This is a genomic window from Mycolicibacterium sp. lyk4-40-TYG-92 (assembly GCF_030209435.1).
Lineage (GTDB): Bacteria > Actinomycetota > Actinomycetes > Mycobacteriales > Mycobacteriaceae > Mycobacterium.
The window spans coordinates 340,245-359,387 of record NZ_JARVRX010000001.1 but is presented as its reverse complement, the minus strand read 5'-3'; the positions used below and the strand labels follow the sequence as shown (position 1 = coordinate 359,387).

The 19,143-nt window shown below is 67.0% G+C and carries 24 protein-coding genes and 1 pseudogene; 13 read left to right on the top strand and 12 right to left on the bottom strand.

Translation table 11 applies throughout. From position 1 onward, the window contains the following. Positions 1 to 20 precede the first annotated feature (20 nt). Positions 21 to 1,031 (bottom strand): glucose-6-phosphate dehydrogenase (coenzyme-F420), encoded by a 1,011-nt coding sequence (gene fgd / locus QRN63_RS01810; protein ID WP_267318657.1) that lies wholly within the window; start codon positions 1,029 to 1,031, stop codon positions 21 to 23. Between the two features lie 60 nt (positions 1,032 to 1,091). On the opposite strand from fgd, the gene QRN63_RS01805 reads away from it, so the two are divergent. Continuing rightward, entirely contained in the window at positions 1,092 to 1,829 is a 738-nt protein-coding gene (locus QRN63_RS01805; protein ID WP_285028963.1) for an MBL fold metallo-hydrolase, read from the top strand. An 11-nt stretch (positions 1,830 to 1,840) separates the two neighbouring features. On the opposite strand, the gene QRN63_RS01800 is transcribed toward QRN63_RS01805, so the two are convergent. Then, on the bottom strand, positions 1,841 to 2,158 hold the full coding sequence (locus QRN63_RS01800) for a hypothetical protein (protein ID WP_267318655.1): 318 nt from the start codon (positions 2,156 to 2,158) through the stop codon (positions 1,841 to 1,843). Between the two features lie 48 nt (positions 2,159 to 2,206). Then, positions 2,207 to 3,409 (bottom strand): FAD-dependent oxidoreductase, encoded by a 1,203-nt coding sequence (locus QRN63_RS01795; protein WP_285028962.1) that lies wholly within the window; start codon positions 3,407 to 3,409, stop codon positions 2,207 to 2,209. A gap of 75 nt (positions 3,410 to 3,484) precedes the next feature. On the opposite strand from QRN63_RS01795, the gene QRN63_RS01790 reads away from it, so the two are divergent. Both QRN63_RS01790 and QRN63_RS01785 read left to right on the top strand, forming a co-directional pair. Further along, positions 3,485 to 4,339, top strand: a complete 855-nt coding sequence (locus QRN63_RS01790) for an SDR family oxidoreductase (RefSeq protein ID WP_267318653.1) — start codon at positions 3,485 to 3,487, stop codon at positions 4,337 to 4,339. Between the two features lie 183 nt (positions 4,340 to 4,522). After that, the gene (locus QRN63_RS01785; protein WP_285028961.1) at positions 4,523 to 4,954 is read left to right on the top strand and encodes a PaaI family thioesterase; all 432 of its coding nucleotides are present in this window, start codon (positions 4,523 to 4,525) and stop codon (positions 4,952 to 4,954) included. A 3-nt stretch (positions 4,955 to 4,957) separates the two neighbouring features. Here the strand turns inward: QRN63_RS01785 and QRN63_RS01780 are convergent, their stop codons facing one another. Next, the gene (locus QRN63_RS01780; protein WP_285028960.1) at positions 4,958 to 5,761 is read right to left on the bottom strand and encodes a helix-turn-helix domain-containing protein; all 804 of its coding nucleotides are present in this window, start codon (positions 5,759 to 5,761) and stop codon (positions 4,958 to 4,960) included. 194 nt (positions 5,762 to 5,955) lie between these two features. On the opposite strand from QRN63_RS01780, the gene QRN63_RS01775 reads away from it, so the two are divergent. After that, positions 5,956 to 6,666, top strand: coding sequence for a flavin reductase family protein (locus tag QRN63_RS01775; RefSeq protein ID WP_285028959.1), 711 nt, complete (start codon positions 5,956 to 5,958; stop codon positions 6,664 to 6,666). Positions 6,667 to 6,761: 95 nt separating this feature from the next. Next, positions 6,762 to 7,784: pseudogene (locus QRN63_RS01770) on the top strand (YbfB/YjiJ family MFS transporter); the annotation flags it as partial. A gap of 39 nt (positions 7,785 to 7,823) precedes the next feature. Here the strand turns inward: QRN63_RS01770 and QRN63_RS29620 are convergent. Further along, a complete protein-coding gene (locus QRN63_RS29620) occupies positions 7,824 to 8,753 on the bottom strand; it encodes a LysR family transcriptional regulator (protein WP_350224426.1) in 930 nt (309 codons plus the stop codon). A 120-nt stretch (positions 8,754 to 8,873) separates the two neighbouring features. Between QRN63_RS29620 and QRN63_RS01760 the strand changes: the two genes are divergently transcribed. Then, positions 8,874 to 9,587 carry an SDR family NAD(P)-dependent oxidoreductase gene (locus QRN63_RS01760; protein ID WP_285028957.1) on the top strand — a complete coding sequence of 238 codons (714 nt, stop codon included), beginning with the start codon at positions 8,874 to 8,876 and terminating at the stop codon, positions 9,585 to 9,587. After that, the gene (locus QRN63_RS01755) at positions 9,574 to 9,933 is read left to right on the top strand and encodes a YybH family protein (protein WP_267318647.1); all 360 of its coding nucleotides are present in this window, start codon (positions 9,574 to 9,576) and stop codon (positions 9,931 to 9,933) included. The genes QRN63_RS01760 and QRN63_RS01755 overlap by 14 nt, the downstream gene beginning before the upstream one ends. Positions 9,934 to 10,057: 124 nt before the next feature. Here the strand turns inward: QRN63_RS01755 and QRN63_RS01750 are convergent, their stop codons facing one another. From QRN63_RS01750 to QRN63_RS01725, 6 genes are read right to left on the bottom strand one after another with little or no spacing between them, the layout of a single operon-like run. Beyond that, positions 10,058 to 10,450: a hypothetical protein gene (locus QRN63_RS01750; RefSeq protein ID WP_267318646.1), complete on the bottom strand. Its 393-nt coding sequence runs from the start codon at positions 10,448 to 10,450 to the stop codon at positions 10,058 to 10,060. Between the two features lie 9 nt (positions 10,451 to 10,459). Next, on the bottom strand, positions 10,460 to 11,674 hold the full coding sequence (locus QRN63_RS01745; RefSeq protein WP_267319016.1) for an O-succinylhomoserine sulfhydrylase: 1,215 nt from the start codon (positions 11,672 to 11,674) through the stop codon (positions 10,460 to 10,462). Between the two features lie 5 nt (positions 11,675 to 11,679). Beyond that, positions 11,680 to 12,093, bottom strand: a complete 414-nt coding sequence (locus QRN63_RS01740) for a rhodanese-like domain-containing protein (RefSeq protein WP_064857498.1) — start codon at positions 12,091 to 12,093, stop codon at positions 11,680 to 11,682. A 20-nt stretch (positions 12,094 to 12,113) separates the two neighbouring features. Continuing rightward, on the bottom strand, positions 12,114 to 12,563 hold the full coding sequence (locus QRN63_RS01735; protein WP_285028956.1) for an Rv0361 family membrane protein: 450 nt from the start codon (positions 12,561 to 12,563) through the stop codon (positions 12,114 to 12,116). A 2-nt stretch (positions 12,564 to 12,565) separates the two neighbouring features. Beyond that, complete coding sequence (locus QRN63_RS01730) at positions 12,566 to 13,699, bottom strand: ATP-grasp domain-containing protein (RefSeq protein WP_267318644.1); 1,134 nt, start codon at positions 13,697 to 13,699, stop codon at positions 12,566 to 12,568. Positions 13,700 to 13,747: 48 nt separating this feature from the next. Continuing rightward, entirely contained in the window at positions 13,748 to 14,056 is a 309-nt protein-coding gene (locus QRN63_RS01725; RefSeq protein WP_285029668.1) for a UBP-type zinc finger domain-containing protein, read from the bottom strand. Between the two features lie 58 nt (positions 14,057 to 14,114). On the opposite strand from QRN63_RS01725, the gene QRN63_RS01720 reads away from it, so the two are divergent. From QRN63_RS01720 to QRN63_RS01695, 6 genes are all read left to right on the top strand, one after another. Further along, complete coding sequence (locus QRN63_RS01720) at positions 14,115 to 15,707, top strand: Na+/H+ antiporter (RefSeq protein ID WP_285028955.1); 1,593 nt, start codon at positions 14,115 to 14,117, stop codon at positions 15,705 to 15,707. Between the two features lie 351 nt (positions 15,708 to 16,058). After that, the gene (locus tag QRN63_RS01715) at positions 16,059 to 16,463 is read left to right on the top strand and encodes an ArsR/SmtB family transcription factor (RefSeq protein ID WP_267318642.1); all 405 of its coding nucleotides are present in this window, start codon (positions 16,059 to 16,061) and stop codon (positions 16,461 to 16,463) included. Continuing rightward, entirely contained in the window at positions 16,460 to 16,945 is a 486-nt protein-coding gene (locus tag QRN63_RS01710) for an SRPBCC family protein (RefSeq protein ID WP_138250738.1), read from the top strand. The genes QRN63_RS01715 and QRN63_RS01710 overlap by 4 nt, the downstream gene beginning before the upstream one ends. A gap of 36 nt (positions 16,946 to 16,981) precedes the next feature. Further along, the gene (locus tag QRN63_RS01705; RefSeq protein WP_285028954.1) at positions 16,982 to 17,443 is read left to right on the top strand and encodes a VOC family protein; all 462 of its coding nucleotides are present in this window, start codon (positions 16,982 to 16,984) and stop codon (positions 17,441 to 17,443) included. Between the two features lie 124 nt (positions 17,444 to 17,567). Beyond that, positions 17,568 to 17,759 (top strand): hypothetical protein, encoded by a 192-nt coding sequence (locus QRN63_RS01700; RefSeq protein ID WP_285028953.1) that lies wholly within the window; start codon positions 17,568 to 17,570, stop codon positions 17,757 to 17,759. After that, positions 17,756 to 18,592: a GH25 family lysozyme gene (locus tag QRN63_RS01695; RefSeq protein WP_285028952.1), complete on the top strand. Its 837-nt coding sequence runs from the start codon at positions 17,756 to 17,758 to the stop codon at positions 18,590 to 18,592. Before QRN63_RS01700 ends, QRN63_RS01695 begins: the two co-directional genes overlap by 4 nt. Before the next feature lie 18 nt (positions 18,593 to 18,610). Here the strand turns inward: QRN63_RS01695 and QRN63_RS01690 are convergent, their stop codons facing one another. Further along, positions 18,611 to 19,096 (bottom strand): MarR family winged helix-turn-helix transcriptional regulator, encoded by a 486-nt coding sequence (locus QRN63_RS01690; RefSeq protein ID WP_285028951.1) that lies wholly within the window; start codon positions 19,094 to 19,096, stop codon positions 18,611 to 18,613. Between the last annotated feature and the right edge of the window lie 47 nt (positions 19,097 to 19,143).

The following is a 19,143-nucleotide window of genomic DNA, read 5'->3' as shown; positions in this document are numbered from 1 at the left end:
CTACCGAGCCCGGCCGCACGTCAGCCGAGTTTGCGGAGGCGCGGTTCCAGGTCGGTCTTGAACAGCTCCAGGAAGCGGCGCTGGTCCTGCCGCGGGTCGTGGAACACCAGGTGGTTCAGGCCCCAGTCGACGTACTGCTTGACCTTCTCGACGGCCTCGTCCGGGTCCGACGCCACGATCCAGCGCTTGGCGACCTGCTCGATGGGCAGCGCATCGGCGGCCGCTTCCATCTCGATCGGGTCATCGATCGAGTGCTTCTGCTCGGCCGTCAACGACAACGGCGCCCAGAACCGGGTGTTCTCCAGCGCCAGAGCGGGATCGGGGTCGTACGAGATCTTGATCTCGATCATCCGGTCCACGTCGTCGGGGTTCTTGCCCGCCGCCTCGGCGCCCTCGCGCATCGCCGGGATGAGCTTGTCCTTGTACAGCTCTTCACCCTTGCCCGAGGTGCAGATGAACCCGTCACCGGCGCGGCCGGCGTACTTGGCCACCTGCGGCCCGCCTGCGGCGATATAGATCGGGATGCCACCCTCGGGCACGTCGTAGATCGAGGCGCCCTTGGTCTTGTAGTACTCGCCCTCGAAGTCGACACGGTCGCCGAGCCACAGTTCACGCATCAGGCGCACCGACTCACGCAGCCGCGCGTAGCGCTCCTTGAACTCGGGCCATTCGCCCTCGTAACCGGTGGCGATCTCGTTGAGCGCCTCACCGGTGCCGATGCCCAGGAAAATCCGGTCCGGGTACAGGCAGCCCATGGTCGCGAATGCCTGCGCGATGACGGCCGGGTTGTAACGGAACGTCGGGGTCAGCACCGAGGTGCCCAGGATCAGCCGCTCGGTGCGCTCACCCACGGCAGTCATCCAGGCCAGGGAGAACGGTGCGTGGCCGCCGGTATGACGCCACGGCTGGAAGTGATCGCTGACGGTGGCGCTGTCCATGCCCGCCGCCTCGGCGGCCACCGCCAGCTCGACGAGTTCACGCGGCGCGAACTGCTCCGCCGATGCCTTGTATCCCAGTCTGAGTTCAGCCATGAGTCCCGTTCCTGTTCGTCGCCTCTGCAATTCCTTTTCTACTCTGCCTAGACTCGCGGCATGGCGGCAGCCCTGAGCGCGATCACAGACAATGTTCACTTCGCCCAGACCGACCTGGTGAACTGGACCCTCGTCAGCGACGACACCGGGGTCATCCTCATCGACGCCGGCTATCCCGGCCAGCGCGACGACGTCCTGCGTTCCCTGCGTGAACTGGGTTTCGATGCCGGCGACGTCCGGGCGATCCTGCTCACCCATGCTCACGTGGATCATTTCGGCGCCGCCATCTGGTTCGCCAAAACCCATGGCACGCCGGTCTTCTGCCACGGCGCCGAGGTCGGCCACGCCAAACGCGAATATCTGGAACAGGTTTCACCGACGGATCTGCTGGCGCGGGCCTGGAACCCGCGGTATCTGGCGTGGTCGATGCACATCGTCGGCAAGGGCGGGCTGGTGCGCGAGGGCATCCCGACGGCGCAAGCGCTCACCGAGGACGTCGCGGCGACACTGCCGGGCAGCCCGCAACTGATCCCGAGCCCGGGACACACCGGCGGTCACTGCTCCTACGTGTTCGGCGACGTGCTGGTCGCCGGCGATGCCGTGGTCACCGGTCACCCGCTGATCACCAAGGGCGGTCCCCAGTTGCTCCCGCACATCTTCAATCACGACCAGGCGGCGTGCGAACGCAGCCTGTCCGCGCTCGGTCTGCTCGACACCCAGGTGCTGTTGCCCGGCCACGGTCCCGCATGGCGGGGGCCGGTTCGGGAGGCCACAGAGCTCGCTTTGCAACGGAGCTGACGCCTGCGGCGTCACACGCCGTGTTTGACCAGTTCCAGGAACAGCACGAAAAGCCCCGCCAGCACCAGCCCGCCGGCCACGACGACGGCCGGGAGGAAGAACATGTGGTCCAGTTCTTCGTCGTCAAAGGTGTTGTTGCCCTGGGCATCACGGTTGATGGGGCCGTAGAAGACCTTGCCGAAAGTGGACCAGCGCACCGCGCGTGCGCGCCGGCGATGCGGATTGTCGTCGGCCATCCGGCCGAAGCGTGCCCGCGCCACCATGCCCGCAGCCAGCACGAACACCGCGGCTACGAGCAGCAGACTCCCGACGGTCCACCCGGAAAGCACAAATCAAGCGTATCCACCTGAGCGCCGGAGCGACCCGGTTTCGCAGTCTCAGTGGATGTCGGGGGTCCGCACGTGCTCGGGATGGAAACCGCGGCCGACGAGTAGCGGCGGAATGTATTGCAGCGGGCCCTTTCCCACGAACGACGGCACCTGGATCGGGGACAGGTCACCGGCCAGGTTGGGTTCGATGAACTGGTTCTGCGCCAGCACCTGACCGGCCTGGATGATGCGGGTCGGCAACTCACGGCGACGTTGCACCTTGGCCAGGTCGGAGTCGGCGAGCAGGCCGTTACGGAGCGGGCCGCACAGGATGTTGGCGGCGGCGACCGCGTCGGCCACCGCCAGGTTGATGCCGACGCCACCGGCGGGCGACATCGCGTGCGCGGCGTCACCGATGCACAGCAGCCCAGGCCGCCACCAGGTCTTGAGCCGGTCCACGCGCACATCGAGATGACTGGTGTCGTCCCAGGACTTCAGATCCTCGACATGCTCACGCAGCTGCGGGCGCACCGACACCAGCCGGGCCTTGAAGTCGTCGAGTGAGCCGCCCCGCGGATTGGCGCCCTTCGGCATCAGATACGCGACCTGCCAGTAGTCGCCGCGGTAGATCATCGCCATCAGCAGACCCTTGCGGACGATCCCGAACAGTTCCCGCGGATCACCGGGGCGCCAGCCCAGCCGGAACCACAGCACGTCCATGGGGCTGTGCGCGCTCGCCATGGCGAGCCCGGACGCCTCGCGTACCGCGGACTTGCGGCCGTCCGCGGCCACCACCAGATCGGCGCGCACCTCCAATTCCGGTGTGCGCACACCCACGACGCGGTCGCCCTCGACGATCAGGTCAGTCACCTCGGCGTTGCGGATCAGCGTGAATTCCGGGTAGGCAGAAGCCTTTTCGGCAAGGAAATCCAGAAAGTCCCACTGCGGCATGAGCGCGATGTAGGGCTCGGGGAACCGCAGCAGTTTCAAGGCCCCGAAGTTGCCGAACGTCCGGAGGGTGCCGTCGGCGTCCATACAGATCCGGTCGATCTTGGTATGCGGCAGCTTCAGGAACTCGTCGATGAACCCCAGCTCGTGCATGATGCGCAACGTGGTGGGGTGGACGGTGTCGCCGCGGAAGTCGCGCAGGAAGTCGTTGTGCTTCTCCAGCACGACGACGTTGATCCCGGCGCGCGCCAGCAGCAGTGCATGTACCAGCCCCGCGGGTCCACCACCGGCTACACAAACCTGAGTCCGCAGCACGCGCGTCATGCCCCGACAGTAGCCCGCCCGGGTGTCCGAATCAGGGCTTCATTTCAAAACTTGACACGTGTAAAGTTTGCGGCCATGGACAACATCCGCGGCAAGACCATCGCGATCACCGGGGCTGCACGAGGCATCGGCTACGCCACCGCCAAGGCCCTTCTCGCCCGCGGCGCGCGCGTCGTCATCGGCGACCGGGACGTCGCGGTACTGGAGTCAGCCGTCTCTGAACTGGTCAAACTCGGCCCGGCCACCGGATACCCGCTCGACGTCACCGACCGCGAATCCTTCGACGTGTTCCTGGACAAGGCCCGCAGCGACGGCGCCGGCCACCTCGACGTCCTGATCAACAACGCCGGCGTCATGCCGGTGGGTCCGTTTCTGAATGAGACGGAGCAGTCGATCCGGTCGTCCCTCGAAGTCAACGTGTACGGCGTGTTGACCGGCTGTCAGCTCGCGCTTCCCGAGATGGTCCGCCGCCGCAGCGGTCACGTCATCAACATCGCCTCGCTGTCCGGCCTCATCCCGTTACCCGGCCAGGTGGTTTACGTGGGCGCCAAGTACGCCGTCGTCGGACTGTCCACCGCGCTGGCCGACGAGATGGCCCCGCACGGCGTCAACGTCTCGGTGATCATGCCGCCGTTCACCAACACCGAACTGATCTCGGGCACCAAGTCCAGCGGAGCCATCAAACCGGTCGAGCCCGAGGACATCGCCGCGGCCATCGTCAAGACTCTCGACAAGCCGAAGACGCACGTGGCGGTGCCGCCGCCGCTGCGCTTCACCGCACAGCTCGCCCAGTTGCTGCCGCCGAAGGGCCGCCGCGGGATGAACAAGATGCTCGGACTGGACAAAGTTTTCCTGGAGTTCGACGCCGCCAAACGCAAGAGCTACGAAGATCGGGCCCGGACCGCTCAGGGGGTCATCGAGAAGGACTAGGCCTAGCACCCAGCCGTTGCCGTCGGGATCCTCGAACGAGGCGTACGACGCGTAGCTGCGTCGCTCCGGGTCGGGACCGCCGATCAATTCCCGCGGAGCCTGGGGCCGAGGGGGCCAGGCTCTCCGAAGTGAATTCTGCGAACGTGGTGCTCACATCAGCAGAGCCCTGCCAGAGGAGCAGCCATGCCAGAAACCACCGCGCCCGCACCCGCACTCAGTCTCGAGGAGGTGAACAACGGCAGCCCGTTCCTCACCGCGGCCGGGCTGCAAGTGACCGAGGCGACGGGCCAACTCGTCGTCGGCACCATCGAGCTGGGTCCCGAGCACCACACGCCGTGGGGCGTCGTGCACGGCGGCGTCTACACGACCGCGGTGGAGTCCGCGGCCAGCATCGGCGCCAGCGCGGCAGTGGCTGATCGCGGACAGTTCGCGGCCGGGGTATACAACAGCACAGACTTCATCCGTTCCGCCACCGGCGGAACCGCCACCGTGCGAGCCGTCCCGGTGCAACAGGGTCGTACCCAGCAACTGTGGGACGTGACGATCACCGATGCGCACGGCAGCCTGCTGGCGCGCGGCAGCCTCCGCCTGCACAACCTCGACCTGCGGCGCTGACGCCTACCGTTCCCTCAGCGCCGCGAGGGCTTTGGCGGAGTCGCTACCGGGATCGGCACGAAATGTAATCACGTGCTGCCCACCGGAATGCGGCAGATTCAGCCGATTTCGATGCAGGAAGAGTTCACCGACCACCGGGTGCCGCACGTGGGTGACGCCTTGCCGGTAACCGACATCGGCCCGTCCCCAGAGTTCCCGGAATCGCGCACTGGCAGCAGACAATTCACTGACCATGCGCTGTAGGTACGGGTCGTCGGGATGATCGCCGGTCACCTCGCGCAGACCACCGACCGCAATCTCCGTCGCCTCGTCCCAGTCGACGAAGAATTCCTTCGCCGCGGGATCCAGGAGCCGCCAGGCCAGAAGGTTCTGCCCCGGCCGGAAACCGGGCGCCAGTGCACAGGCGAGCTGGTTCGCGGCGAGCACCACCTGGTAGCGGTTGGCCACGATCGCGGGCATCGGGAACTGATCGATCAGCTCGTCCAGCCTATCGGCGACCTGCTCCAATTCCGATTTCCCCCAACGAATTCCGCTGGGACTGGCCAACCGGTACAGATACTCCGTGCCGTTGATGTCAAGCTGCAGCGCCCGCGCCAAGGCATCGAGCACCTGCGGTGACGGGTTCGTGTCGCGGCCCTGCTCGAGTCGCAGGTAATAGTCGGAACTGATACCGGCCAGCAGCGCGAGTTCTTCACGGCGCAGGCCGGCGACCCGGCGGCGCGCACCGGCGATCAGTCCGACGTCCTCAGGGCGGATCTGTTCACGGCGAGACCGCAGGTAGTCGCCGAGCGCGTTCCCCTTCACCATCTTCTGAGAGTAATGGCCGCACTCCGCGCCGCGGCCCTTCTTCACCGCCTCTCTCGGCTGTGGCTGACCCTGCCGATACCAGGATCACCGCGGCGTTCCCACCGAACGTGTCGCGCCCTGATCGTGGATATGAGCAGAAAACGTCGGGCCCGTCTGGTACAGCCCTGGCCCTCCTGTCCTGAAAGGCATTCCCCATGGTCATCGACCCCACCGATCTCGATCCCACCTCGAGCTACAAGCTGCTGATCGGCAGCGTCCTGCCCCGGCCCATCGCCTGGGTCAGCACCGCCTCGACCGAAGGCGTCGGCAACATCGCGCCGATCTCGTTCTTCACCGTCGTCGGCCGCATGCCGCCGATGCTGTCCATCAGCCTGCAGCCGCGGTCCGACGGTGTCACGCTGAAGGACACCTTCGTCAACATCCGCGACACCAACCAGTTCGTCGTGAACATCGCGACAATCGACAACGCGGATACCGTGCATCGCTCCGCATTCGAATTCGACCACGACGTGGATGAATTCGATGCCCTCGGCCTGCACAAGGCCGCCTCGGAGACGATCGCGGCACCGCGCATCGCCGAGGCGCCGATCTCGTTCGAGTGCGAGGTGGACCGCATCTTCGAGATGCCGCCACTGCCCGATCACGTCGTGTGGGGGCGGGTGACGAAGATCCACATCCGCGACGAGCTCTATCTGCCGAACGGACGCATCGACGTCGGCGCGCTGGGCGCGTTCGGGCGCCTGGCCGCCGAATACTCGTTGATCGACAACATCTTCACGACGCCACTGCCCGACGACGTCGTGCAGATCCTCAGCGCCCGGCGGGCCGGCCGTCTCGACGGCAAGCCGACCGACTTCTCCCCCATCGACACCGCCGCCTGGTCCGCGTCCGGAGCGACGAAATGAGCGGCCGGCAGGCGCCATGAGTCTGTGAGGCAATTCCTCACAGCTGTAAGAAGATAGGTCGTGGCGGGTGACGTCCTCGCCACGCACCATGGGGCATGCCCAAGTCCGCCTGGCTCTCGATAGCGCGCGCCGCGGCAGCCCTGGCCGCGGCGATGGGCATCGGCCGGTTCGCCTACACGCCGATCCTGCCGCTGATGACGGCCGATGCCGGCCTCACCGCGCAGGCCGCGGGGCAGCTGGCCACCGCCAACTACGTCGGCTACCTGATCGGTGCGGTCGGCGCCGCAGTCTCGCCACGGCTGGCCCGGTCCGTGGTCGCCTGCCGGGTGTCCCTCGTGATGCTGGTCGCGACGCTCGCGGCAATGGCGCTGAGCACCAATGTCATCGAGTGGGGCGCCCTGCGGCTGGTTGCCGGGATCGCCAGCGCGCTGGTCTTCGTGATCGCCGTGAACACGCTGATGGATCACGGCCATCCGGCTCACCACGCCGGTTGGGCGTTCAGCGGCGTCGGCATCGGCATCGCCCTGTCCGCGGCGCTACCCGCCACCAAGGACTGGCAGGTCGCCTGGTGGGCGGCGACGGCCATGGCCGCACTGCTCGGTGCGTTCGCCTGGAACATGCATCCGGGGACCACCGCCGACACCGCGAATGTTCCCGCCGGGCACCAGGGCCGCGCCGCCCGTGGTCCGCTCGCATTGCTGATGGCGAGCTACACCCTCGAAGGTGTCGGCTACATCATCGCCGGCACGTTCCTGGTCGCCGCGGTCGCGCAGCAGTCACCGGGCGGGCTCGGCAGCGCGGTGTGGCTGTTGGTCGGCCTGGCCGCCGCACCGTCGGCCGCGCTGTGGGCGCGCTTCACCGGCCGCTTCTCGTATGCCACCCTGCTCGTCGCGGCGTTACTGCTGCAGGCCGCCGGAATCGCTTGGGCGGGAACCGGGAACAGCACCGCGGCACTGGCCGGCGCCGTGCTGTTCGGCGGAACGTTCATCGGTATCAGTACCCTGGCCCTCGCCGCAGGGCGCGCATTGCAGTTCCCGGGCGCCGTCGCACTGTTGACGACGGGCTACTCCGTCGGCCAGATTGTCGGACCGGTCGCGGTGGCGCCACTGCTGCACAACGGGTTTCAGCAGGCGTTGCTCGCCGGCGCCGTCGTCGTGCTACTGGCGGCCGTGGCCGCGCTGTTGATGTGGATCAGTGGCCGGCAGCCACGTCGCGTCATCGATCCCCAGGGCGGCGGCGTCCCGCGTGAGCGCCTCGACGACAGCGTGCACGGCAGGGTTGTCTTCTCCCCGCCGCCACACCAGTGACCAGGCCCACAGCGGAGTCGGTTGAATCACCGGACGGCGCACCAGGTCTCGCGGCAGGACGTCAGTCTGGCCCCTGGGATTGTTGAGCACCGGACGGCCCAGCTGGCGGACATGCTCGAAGAACGTCGGGCCCGTGACGCCGCCATCGTCGGTGCGCATCACCCGCGCGCCGGTGTCCGCGGCGAACTGCTCGCCGTAGCGGTTCCACGACTCCCAACTCGCCGTGTCCGAATCCACCAGCACCAGTGTGTCTTTCGCCTGCACGGGAGAGTCGTCGGAGCCGACGCTCAGCGCGAAGAGCCGGTCCACCCCCATCAGCCGGGCTTCCAGCTCCAGCTCCGCCAGATCGTCGGTCTGCACCCAGCAGATGGCCAGATCGAGGATGCCCTCGGCGACCCGGGCCGCCTGCGCGTGCGACGGCATGACCCAGGTGTCGACGCGCAGCTGCGCGACGCCGGCCGCGCGCTCGGCCAGGTCGGTCGGGCACCAGTTGACGTATCCGATCCGGATGGGTTCGGAGTTCGACAAACCGATTGCCCGCCTGCGGAATTCGTCGGCCTGGGCCACCAGGGACCGGGCGTGCGGCAACAGTGAGGCCCCCGCTGCCGTCAGGCGCACCGACCGCCGGTCACGGTCGAAAAGTTCCACCTTGAGGTCGCGTTCGAGCGCCTTGATCTGCTGGGACAACGATGGCCCGGCGATGCGCAGCCGTTCGGCGGCCCGCCCGAAATTCAGCTCATCGGCAACGGCGACGAAGTACCGAAGTTGCCGTAGCTCCATGCCGACAGCGTAGTAGGCAGGGCCTCTCAGCAGAAAGCGAATAAGTCCCGTGGCAGCGGCATCGACGCGGGCCGGCTGAGGTTGTGAAGGGCAGCAACGTCAACCGAAAGGACCACCCCGATGAGCACCACAACCCGCGTCGCCATCGTCACCGGCGCATCCCAGGGCATCGGCGAGGCCCTGGTGGCCGGCTACCGCAAGCTCGGGTACGCCGTCGTCGCCAACTCGCGCACCATCTCCCAGAGCGACGATCCCATGGTCGTGGCCGTCGCCGGCGACATCGCCCAGCCAGGCGTCGGCCAGCAGTTGGTCGATGCCGCGGTCGAGCACTTCGGGCGGGTCGACACCGTCGTCAACAACGCCGGCATCTTCATCGCCAAGCCGTTCACCGAGTACACCGACGCGGACTACGACGCCGTCACCGGCGTGAATTCCCGCGGCTTCTTCGAACTGACCCGCGCCGCCATCAAGACCATGGAGGCCCAGGGCGACGGCGGGCACGTCGTCACCATCTCGACAAGCCTGGTGGATCAGGCCAATTCGCAGGTGCCTTCGGCCCTGGCGTCACTGACCAAGGGCGGCCTCAACGCGGCGACGCGAGCGCTGGCCGTCGAATACGGCAGCCGTGGAATCCGGGCCAATGCCGTCGCGCTGGGCATCATCCGCACCCCGATGCACGCACCTGAGACCCACGAGTTCCTGTCGGCGTTGCACCCGGTCGGCCACATGGGTGACATCTCCGACGTCGTCGACGGCGTGCTGTATCTGGAGAACGCCAAGTTCGTCACCGGTGAGATCCTGCACGTGGATGGTGGTCAGAGTGCCGGGCACTGAAGTCATTCGTGAGGTCCTGGACCGGTGGCAGGCGGGCATCGCCGCCCACCGGCCGGACCAGGTCGCGGCGGTCTTCGCCGAAGACGCGATATTCCAGGGACTTCGGCCCTACAGCGTCGGCCGCCAGGGGGTCGTCGACTACTACGCATCGCAGCCGGTCGGCCTGACGGTCGACTACCGCATCAACGAGATCCGGGAACCCGCAGCCGGCGTGGTGCTGGCCTACGCCCGGGCCGACTTCACCCGCCCCGGCGGTGAGGTGACCAGCCTGAACCTGAGCGTCCTTGTCACACAGGGGGACAGCGGCTGGCAGATCGCGCACTACCAGGTCTCGCCCGTCGGCTGAGTCAGTGGCCACTTCTGGCGCACGACAAACATGCATACTCCCCGGAGTGCTACGACGAATGTGCAGCTTTGGACCGGAACCAGCGGCTCGAGCAAACGCCGAGTGTCGGCTGACGGGGGCGGAATCAGAACTGCGGGACCGGGTCCCCGAGGCGGTACGCCTCGATGACGTCCAGGTTCGCCATCAGCTGCTCGACGGTGAAGCTGTAGATGTCGCCGTCCTCTTCGGTGCCGACGAGGATGAGCTGCGGCTGGTCCGGATCGGCGACCCAGATCCTGGTCACCAGCTCCCGCGGATCGTCCTCGGTGGATTCGAAGCCCGACGGCGGGTAATACCAGATCAGGTACTCGTCGTTGGAGTAGTCCGAATCGAAAACCCAACCGCGCGGCAGGATTTCGCCGGCAATCCGCCCGACGGCCTCGACTTCGGCATGCACCTCGTCGGGCAGCCAGTTGGCATTACGCGTCGTCTGCCGCTTCTTGCGACGGGCCTTCTTGGCCGCGGTCTGCTTGGACATCCGGGGCCCCTAGCCCAGCGCCTGGTCGAGGTCGGCAATCAGATCTTCGGTGCCCTCGAGCCCAACGGAAATCCGTACCACGCCGTCGCCCAGACCGATCGCGGCCCGGCCCTCCGGCCCCATCGCGCGGTGCGTGGTGGTGGCCGGGTGGGTGATCAGGGTCTTGGAATCGCCGAGGTTGTTGGAGATGTCGATGACCTTCAGCTTGTCGAGCACCTCGAACGCCCGGTCCTTGCCACCGTCGAGCTCGAAGGTGACGACGGTGCCGCCACCGCGCATCTGCCGCTTGGCCAGATCGTGCTGCGGATGTGACTGCAGGAACGGGTATTTCACCCAGTTCACGCCCCGCACACCTTCCAGGAACTCGGCCACCTGCTGCGCGGAACGGTTCGAGTAGTCGACCCGAACCGCCAACGTCTCAAGGCCTTTCAGCATCGTCCAGGCATTGAACGCGCTCATGGCCGGGCCCGTGTGCCGCATCAGCTGCTGCACCGGTCCGGAGATGAATTCCTTGTCGCCGAGGATCGCCCCACCGAGCACGCGGCCCTGGCCGTCGATGTGCTTGGTGCCCGAGTACACGACGACATCGGCGCCCAGCTCCAGCCCCTGCTGCAGCAGCGGTGTCGCGAAGACGTTGTCCAGCACCACCTTTGCGCCGGCGGCATGTGCCAGCTCCGAGACCGCGGCGATGTCCACCAGCGACTGCATCGGGTTGGACGGCGTCTCGAAGAACACCGCGGTGGTCGGCACCGACAGCGCCTCCTCCCACTGCGACAGGTCGTCACCGTCGACGAAGACGGTCTCGACACCCCAGCGCGGGAGGATCTCGTTGCACACCACGAAGCAGGAACCGAACAGGCTGCGCGCCGCGACCAGCCGGTCGCCGGCGGCGAGCAGCGCGCCCAGGGCTGTGAACACCGCGGCCATGCCGGTGGCCGTCGCGAAAGCGGCCGGAGCTCCTTCGATGAGCCGCAGCCGTTCCTCGAACATCTGGATGGTCGGGTTGCCGTAGCGGGAGTACACGTACCGGTCGATCTCGCCGGTGAACGCCTGCTCCGCGGCAGCCGCCGACTCGTAGACGTACCCCGAGGTCAGGAACATCGCCTCGGCGGTCTCCTCGAACTCGGACCGCAGCAGGCCGCCGCGTACACCGATGGTCGCCTGGCTGACACCGTCGGGGAGCGCTGCGGGTACCCGGACCGAGGGGACGCCGTCCGCGTTCAGGCCCCTCACGACTGCACCCACGGCAGCCCGATGGCGCGCCAGCCGCTGCCACCGCGATGACCCTGCTCGTCGAGATGCCCCTCGAAACCGTCGAGCACGTTGTACGACGGGCCGATGCCCGCCGCGGTCGCCGCCTCGGCGGCACCGATCGAACGATTACCCGAGCGACAGAGGAACACCACCGGCCGCTCGCCGGGCGTCACGCCCGCAGCCAGCAGGTCGTCGACGAAACCGGTGTTCCGCTTGCCGTCATTCGACACCCACTCGATGTACACAACGTCACGTCCGAGGCTGGAGATGTCGGGCACGCCCACCCAGCGCCATTCGGCGTCGGTCCGGCAGTCGACAAGCACCGCCTCGGGGTTCTCGCTCAGCAGATCCCAGGCCTGCTGCGGCGTGATATCTCCCGCGTAGCTCACGGATGCGAGTCTGTCACAAACTAGCTCGGGACCGGCGAGCACACCTTCCATGCGCCGTCCTCGTTCACCAGCACCACGGGCGCCGTGGGCTTCTGGTCCGGTGTCTTGTCGAAGTGGTACATCAGCACGGCGGTGGCCTTCTGACCGTCGAATTTGATGTCGCGCACCTCGTCGACGTAACGCTGTCCGTTCTTGGCCGCCGAATCCTCTTGCTTGGCAAGCACATCGGCTTCGGTACCGGCCTGCGCCTTGCAGGTATAGGACGAAAAGCGCGCGTAGTCCTTGCGCTGCAGCCCGTCGTTCTGGCCGACGACCGCAGTACGTACCAACTGCTCGGGCGTCGGATCATTCCGGCCGAACACCCCGATGGCGTTCAGGACGGCAATTATGACCACGAGGACCACAATCACCGCCAGCGCGGCCAGGAACGGGCCCAGCGTCTGCCGCGGGTGCGATTCCGATTCGGTCATGGTCACGTCCCTGCCTGATTGGTCGCCGCCGACTGGTTGAGCACAGCGGCCACCTGATGCGCACGGTCCCGTGCCCGCACGACGTCCGGCGCCGTCGCCAATGCCACGCACACCTCACCGGAGAGCCGCACGTCGCTCTCGGCGATGGCCAGCGCATCCGGCAGGGCGCGCACGAGCGCAGCCCGGTCCGGCGACGGGCGGCTGACCTCCCCGGCGGCCGGCGAGATCATGATGGTGTCGACCGGCAGCCCGAGGATCGCCCGCGCGTGCAGGTCGAACTGCGACAGCCGCTGCGAGCGTGTGGTGACGAAGCCGGCGCCGGTCAGCATCGGATGGACCGTCGCGAAATACACCTCCTCGACCCCCGACTCCGGGTCGGCGCCGAGCAGCAGATCGACCGTGAACAGCCCCGTGCCGCCGAGCTTGCCCGCGATCCGGGCGGCAATCGAGCGCGCCGCGTCCAGCGCCGACTCCGACAACAGATGCGGCTGCCACAACTCCAGCGGGCCGCCGGTCTCGTGGCGATGACCGATCGGCTCGCAGAACTGCACCACCGGACCCGCCTGGCCCTGTGTCCGCACCGTCAGCATGGTGAACTCGGCGACCACATCGATGGCCGTCTCGGCCATCACCCGATCACCGCCCGCGGCCACCGCGCGGTGCCACGCAACGTCGACGTCCTCGAGACGCGACAGCACCGACCGGCCCGCACCCGCGCCGGCGGCATGTGTCACCGGCACGATCGTCAAAGGCAGGCCCGCGTGCTCGGCCACCGCGGTGAGCTCGTCGGCCGACCCGGCGAACCAGAACGGCGTCGTCGGCAGCCCCAGCTCGTCGGCGGCCAGGGTGCGCAGCGCCTCGCGATCGGACGCGAGCCGCAGGGCACCCGGCGTCGGGAACACCGCGACCTCGTCGAGCCCGGCCAACGCCTGCACGACGTCGGCGCCGAGATCGGCTGCCGGGGACTGGACGACCACCACCTGTGGGGAGAGCCGGTCGATCAGGGTCCGCAACGCCTCCCCGCCGGTCGGCGTGGGCACCGCGGTCGCGCGCGTCCCCAGCCGTTGGAAGGACAGCACCAGTTCACTGCTCAGCTCACCGGTGCCGAGCACCAGAACCGTTGTCCGGTCTACCAAGTCACCAACCTCCCCCGTCGCTCGCTCGCCCCGTCGGCCACTCTCCCGTCAACCCAACTTGATGTCGACGTAGCACCACCGCCAGCTCTCCCCCGGCTCGACCGAGCGCATCACGGGATGACCGGTGCGACGGTAATGCTCGTTGGCGTGTTGGTGCGGACTCGAATCACAACAGCTGACCTGTCCGCAGGTCAGACACATTCGAAGGTGCGCCCACGTATCCTCCCCAAGTGCCGCACAGTCACCACAGCGCCCGGGCGTCTGCGGCTCCGGTTCAACTTGGCCGACAGCGTCGGCGAGGTGCGTGCAGGTGGTCGGGGAATTATCTTCACGCGGACGCGTTGCCCGTGACTGCATCCATTTCCCCAGCATGTTGAACAAGGATAGGGCCGGCTGATCGAGGAGGTTTGAGGACATGGGTGCCCCACTGCTGGCAGTGCTGGTGGCCTCGGTGTTGTTGGCGGCACTGGCCCGCCGATATGACGTCTCCGCGCCACTGGGACTCGTCGTCGCCGGACTGGCCGTCGGGCTGATCCCCGGGGTGCCGGCCATCGAGATGCAGCCGCAGTTGGTCATGTTCGTCGTGCTGCCGCCGCTGTTGTGGTCGGCCGGGCTGGAGAGCAGCTATCTGGCCCTGCGCAAGAACGTCCGTCCCATCGGGCTGCTCGCGGTCGGGCTGCCACTGGCCACGACGCTCGTCGTCGGGTTCGTCGCGTTTCACACCGTCCCGGAGCTGACGGTCGCCGCGGCCCTCACCCTGGGCGCCATCGTCGCGCCGCCCGACGCAGTATCCGCGGCAGCCATCGGCCGGCGCCTGGGGTTGCCGCGCCAGATCATGACGCTGCTGGGCGGCGAGAGCCTGCTGAACGACGCCACGGCGCTGACCGCGTACAAGGTCGCGCTGGCCGCTGCCATCGGCGCGGCGGCGACGTGGCAGGGCGCGCTGGGCACGTTCGCGCTCGCCGCGGTGGGCGGAGTCGTGATCGGCGGGCTGATCGGGTGGCTCATCGAGTTCATCCGGACCTGGCTGGACGACCCGCTGGTGGAGAGCGCCATCGGGCTCGTCGCACCGTATTTCATCTACTGGCTGGCCGAGGAGGCGCACGGCTCCGGCGTGATCGCGGTGGTGGTCGCCGCGCTGTTGCTCGGACAACGCGCGACGCGGGCGTCGTACGCCACCCGGCTGCAGGACGACGCGGTGTGGAAGTCGATCCAGCTGGTGCTGGAGTCCTTCGCGTTCCTGATGATCGGGCTGCAGCTGCCGACGGTCATCGACGAGCTGACCGGCATCCGCGCCGTCACCCTGGCCGTGGCGTCGGCCGCGGTGCTGGCGACGGTGATCGCGGTCCGCATCGTCTGGGTGTACGTCATGGCCTACACGCCGCGGATGCTGTTCCGCGGCATCCGGAAGCGCGAACCCACGCCGACCCCTGCGCAGGTCTTCATCGTCGCCTGGGCGGGTATGCGCGGCGTCGTGTCACTGGCCGCGGCGTTCGGTGTGCCGATCACGACGCTGGCCGGCGAGCCCTTCCCGGGCCGGCCGCAGCTGGTGTTCCTGACGTTCGTCGTGGTGGTCGGGACGCTGCTGTTGCACGGCCTGACGCTGCCGTGGCTGATCCGCACGCTGGACGTGCGCAGCGAGGCCGAGGCCCACCAGGATGCTCTCGAGCAGGCCGCGGCCTCGAGTCGCGCGGCGCAGGCGGCGGCCGACCGGCTCGACGAATTGCTGGCGCGCAGTAGCGATTCCAGCGCCCAGCAACACGTCGGCGAGGTACTGCAGAGCTGGAACGACCGGCGCCGCAACGCGGTGTGGGAACGGCTCGGGCGCAGTGACGAAGACATCGGCGAAAGCCCGGCAGCGGCCATGCGCCGGCTGCGGCTGGAGATGCTGGCGGCCGAGCGCGAGACATACATCGCCGAACGCGATGCCGGAAACATCGACGACGAGGTGCTGCGGTCGGTGCTGCACGGCCTGGACCTGGAAGAAGCTGCGCTCAACCGGGAGTAGTTGTCGGGTCCCGCGCCAAGAGTGCGGGAAATGGCCTTCATCTCGGCGAATTCGCGGCCATATCGCCCACTGTCGAGGTGACCTGACCGAACCCTTGTGCCCTGAGTTCAGGGTCAGCGAGGTCGAGCCGCCGATTCAAGTTGATCCTGCGTCCACGGCGACACCTACTTGCACAAGTACGCCCTAGGTACAGGATCAACCGGTCTGCACGCCGATCCCGGGTTGAGCCTGTAGTGAGGGCGCAACCTACTCGCGCAAATGCGCCATAGATACAGGGTCAACAGGTCACAGTGCACTTTCGACGCAACTCGCCCTTGACGCCGCGATCCGCCCCGCCTAATCTACAACCAAATGGTTGTAGATACTTTCCCCGAGGCGTTCACCGATGCGGAGATCGACCGGATCTTCCACGCATTGGCGGACGCCACCCGCCGCGACATCGTCGCCCGCACGATGCGCAGCGACCAGTCGGTGAGCGCGCTCGCACGTGGCTACGACATGAGCTTCGCCGCGGTGCAGAAACACGTCGCGGTACTGGCCGGAGCGGCGCTGGTGCATAAAGAGCGCCGCGGCCGGGAACAACTCGTGCGTGCGGTGCCCGAAACCCTGCATCGTGCGGGCGTGCTCCTGGAGCGGTACGCGGCACTCTGGCACGACCGTGCCGCGTCCATCGAGGCGATCCTCGCCGAAGACGGTTATCCGCCACACGAAACATCAAGCAGCACAACACCCCACAACCGAAAGGACCACCGATGACGGTGATCAGCAGCGCCGCCGACCCGCAAGCCCTCACCATGACCTTCGTGGCCGAGTTCACCGCGCCGCCGGCGCGGGTCTGGCAGGTGTGGGAGGACCCGCGTCAGCTGGAACGCTGGTGGGGTCCGCCGACCTGGCCGGCCACCTTCACCCGGCATGAGCTCACCCCGAGCGGGCAGTCGCGGTACCACATGACGGGTCCCGAAGGCGAGAAGGCGCCGGGCTGGTGGACGACGCTCGAGGTCGACGCACCATCGCGGCTGCTCATCGAGGACGGCTTCTCGCAGCCCGACGGCGAGCCCGACCCCGAGATGCCCACCATGCGCCTGGAAGTGTCGTTCGACGCGATCGACACCGGCACCCGGATGACGATCGTCACCCGGTTCACCGACCTCGAGCAGCTCGAGAAGGTGACCGCGATGGGCATGGTCGAGGGCATGACCGGCGCCCTCGGCCAGATCGACGCGCTGCTGGCTGCCTGACCGGACCGAAAACCACTGAAAGACAAGGGGAACGACATGCCGACCGCGATCCAGCCGTGTCTCTGGTTCAACGACCAGGCCCGCGAGGCCATGAGCTATTACGTCGAGGTGTTTCCGGACTCCCGGATCATCTCCGTCGAGGAGTACCCGGACGAGGCCCTCGATGAACATTTCAAAGGCATGTCGGGCAAGGTGCTCAACGGCCGATTCAGTTTGAACGGTGTCGATTTCGTCTGCCTCGACGGCCGACCGCTGTTCACGTTCAACGAATCCATCTCGTTCGTCGTCGAATGCGCCGACCAGGACGAGATCGACCACTACTGGTCCAAGCTTTCGCACGTGCCCGAATCCGAGCAATGCGGTTGGTGCAAGGATCGATTCGGGATCAGCTGGCAGATCATCCCGGCCAAGATGGATCAGCTACTGGGCCGGCCCGAACAGGTCCAGACGATGATGCGGCAGAAGAAGATCGTCATCGCCGAGTTGGAGAACGCCTGACCGACCCCGGCCGCGAAGATCGCGCTATCGTGGAAAGTGCCCTTCGACAACGAGAGTCAACAAGAGTCGGACCTCGAGAATCGAAGCGGGACAAGGCCTCCACGGCAGAAGGCGAGGATTTCGCATGAACACCGCAGGCAAACCCGAAACACTGGGCGAGGTGTATGAACAAGCCGGCGCGATCGCCACGGCAACCCACGACGCCGACGGCCGGTTGCAGTGGACGGTGCAGTCGCACGACGGATCCAGCACCGACACAAAGGCTTTGGCGAGCACGACGAGCTGGACGCCGGCGAATCCGGAGACGGTACTGTGACCCTCTACGGACCGGACACGTCGAACAACAACTTCCGCTCGGCTGCCGATGCCATCGCCTTCGTCTCCCAGCTACCCGGCCAGGGCTTCTCCTGGATCGAGCAGAAGGTGTCCGAGGGCAGCTATTACCGGGACCCGTACTGGCCGGTGATCGCACAGTGGTGCCGCGACAACCACTTTCCCCATATCGGCTATCACTACGTCACCACCAACAGCCCGGCAGCGCAGGCGCAAACGTGGCTCAGCAACAATGGTGGCAAATATGCGATGCTGGACTTCGAGGCGAATTCCGGTGACATCCAAAACTTCTGGGCCGTGGTCAACGCCTTCAATGCCGCCGGGGTGACCATCTCGCTGTCGTACATCCCGCACTGGTACTGGCAACAGATCGGCTCGCCCGACATCTCTCAGGTACCGGGCCTCATCGCATCGAACTACGTCAACGGCACCGGCTACGCGTCAAACCTCTATCCAGGCAATGACAATCAGCGTTACTGGTTCCCCTACGGCGGCGCCACACCGCAGATCCTGCAATTCACCGACGCGGCCGTGATCGGGAATCTGTCGGTGGACTGCAACGCTTTCCAGGGGACGCTCGACCAACTCATCTCACTGCTCAACGGAGGAACCGTGACTCAGCCGGACCCGACCACCGCGACCCTCAATCAGATTCTCGCCATCGTGCAGGACATCCAGACGCAGTTGCGCGGGCCGAATCTGAACGGCTGGCCGCAACTCGGCCAGAACGCCACCGGCCAGAACCTGACGATGGTCGACGCGGTGGCCGCCCTCAGAGCGGACGTCTACGCCCTCAAAGCCGCCTCGTCGGTGTGATCACGGCTCGCCGGGTGATCACAGCTCGCCGGGTGCGGGTTCGGCGCGGAAGGTCCGCATCGCACCGGTGAGCGCCACGAAGACCCGGTGCGCCGCCTCGAGGTCCGCGTCGGGCAGGTCGGCCAAGGCCTGGGTGTTGAGCTGAGCCAGCGGACTGAAGAACTCCCGGCCGACGACCAGGCCCTTGTCGTCGTATCGCAGAATGACCTTGCGCCGGTCGGCAGGGTCGGCGTCGCGGCGCAGATGGCCCGAGCTGATCATCCGCTCCACCAGGTAGGTGATGGCCGCGCCCGAGGTGCCCATCAGCTTGCGCAGCTCACCCGCAGTCAGCGGCGTCCCTGCCGATTCGGCGACCATGATGTGCAGCAGCGCCCGGAAGTCATTGGCCCCCAGATCGTTCTGCACCGCAAACGCGCGGCCGATCTGCTCGGATTCGGCCGTCAGCGCCCGCACGTCGGCGGAGATCTGCGCCTCGAGGTCGGCACGGTCCGGCGGCTTTGGCACGCGGAGAGCATAACGCCCACGAAATTCATTTGATTAATATTTAAGTA

Bases quoted from the DNA above. Each gene is read 5' to 3' on its own strand.
- QRN63_RS01775 (WP_285028959.1), top strand. From the start codon at position 5,956: ATGGTCATCGACCCCACCGATCTCGATCCCACCTCGAGCTACAAGCTG.
- QRN63_RS01780 (WP_285028960.1), bottom strand. From the start codon at position 5,761: ATGGTGAAGGGGAACGCGCTCGGCGACTACCTGCGGTCTCGCCGTGAA.
- QRN63_RS01725 (WP_285029668.1), bottom strand. From the start codon at position 14,056: ATGCAGTCACGGGCAACGCGTCCGCGTGAAGATAATTCCCCGACCACC.
- QRN63_RS01795 (WP_285028962.1), bottom strand. From the start codon at position 3,409: ATGACGCGCGTGCTGCGGACTCAGGTTTGTGTAGCCGGTGGTGGACCC.
- QRN63_RS01760 (WP_285028957.1), top strand. From the start codon at position 8,874: ATGAGCACCACAACCCGCGTCGCCATCGTCACCGGCGCATCCCAGGGC.
- fgd (WP_267318657.1), bottom strand. From the start codon at position 1,031: ATGGCTGAACTCAGACTGGGATACAAGGCATCGGCGGAGCAGTTCGCG.
- QRN63_RS01710 (WP_138250738.1), top strand. From the start codon at position 16,460: ATGACGGTGATCAGCAGCGCCGCCGACCCGCAAGCCCTCACCATGACC.
- QRN63_RS01805 (WP_285028963.1), top strand. From the start codon at position 1,092: ATGGCGGCAGCCCTGAGCGCGATCACAGACAATGTTCACTTCGCCCAG.
- QRN63_RS01705 (WP_285028954.1), top strand. From the start codon at position 16,982: ATGCCGACCGCGATCCAGCCGTGTCTCTGGTTCAACGACCAGGCCCGC.
- QRN63_RS01715 (WP_267318642.1), top strand. From the start codon at position 16,059: ATGGTTGTAGATACTTTCCCCGAGGCGTTCACCGATGCGGAGATCGAC.
- QRN63_RS29620 (WP_350224426.1), bottom strand. From the start codon at position 8,753: ATGGAGCTACGGCAACTTCGGTACTTCGTCGCCGTTGCCGATGAGCTG.
- QRN63_RS01785 (WP_285028961.1), top strand. From the start codon at position 4,523: ATGCCAGAAACCACCGCGCCCGCACCCGCACTCAGTCTCGAGGAGGTG.
- QRN63_RS01720 (WP_285028955.1), top strand. From the start codon at position 14,115: ATGGGTGCCCCACTGCTGGCAGTGCTGGTGGCCTCGGTGTTGTTGGCG.
- QRN63_RS01790 (WP_267318653.1), top strand. From the start codon at position 3,485: ATGGACAACATCCGCGGCAAGACCATCGCGATCACCGGGGCTGCACGA.
- QRN63_RS01750 (WP_267318646.1), bottom strand. From the start codon at position 10,450: ATGTCCAAGCAGACCGCGGCCAAGAAGGCCCGTCGCAAGAAGCGGCAG.
- QRN63_RS01735 (WP_285028956.1), bottom strand. From the start codon at position 12,563: ATGACCGAATCGGAATCGCACCCGCGGCAGACGCTGGGCCCGTTCCTG.
- QRN63_RS01700 (WP_285028953.1), top strand. From the start codon at position 17,568: ATGAACACCGCAGGCAAACCCGAAACACTGGGCGAGGTGTATGAACAA.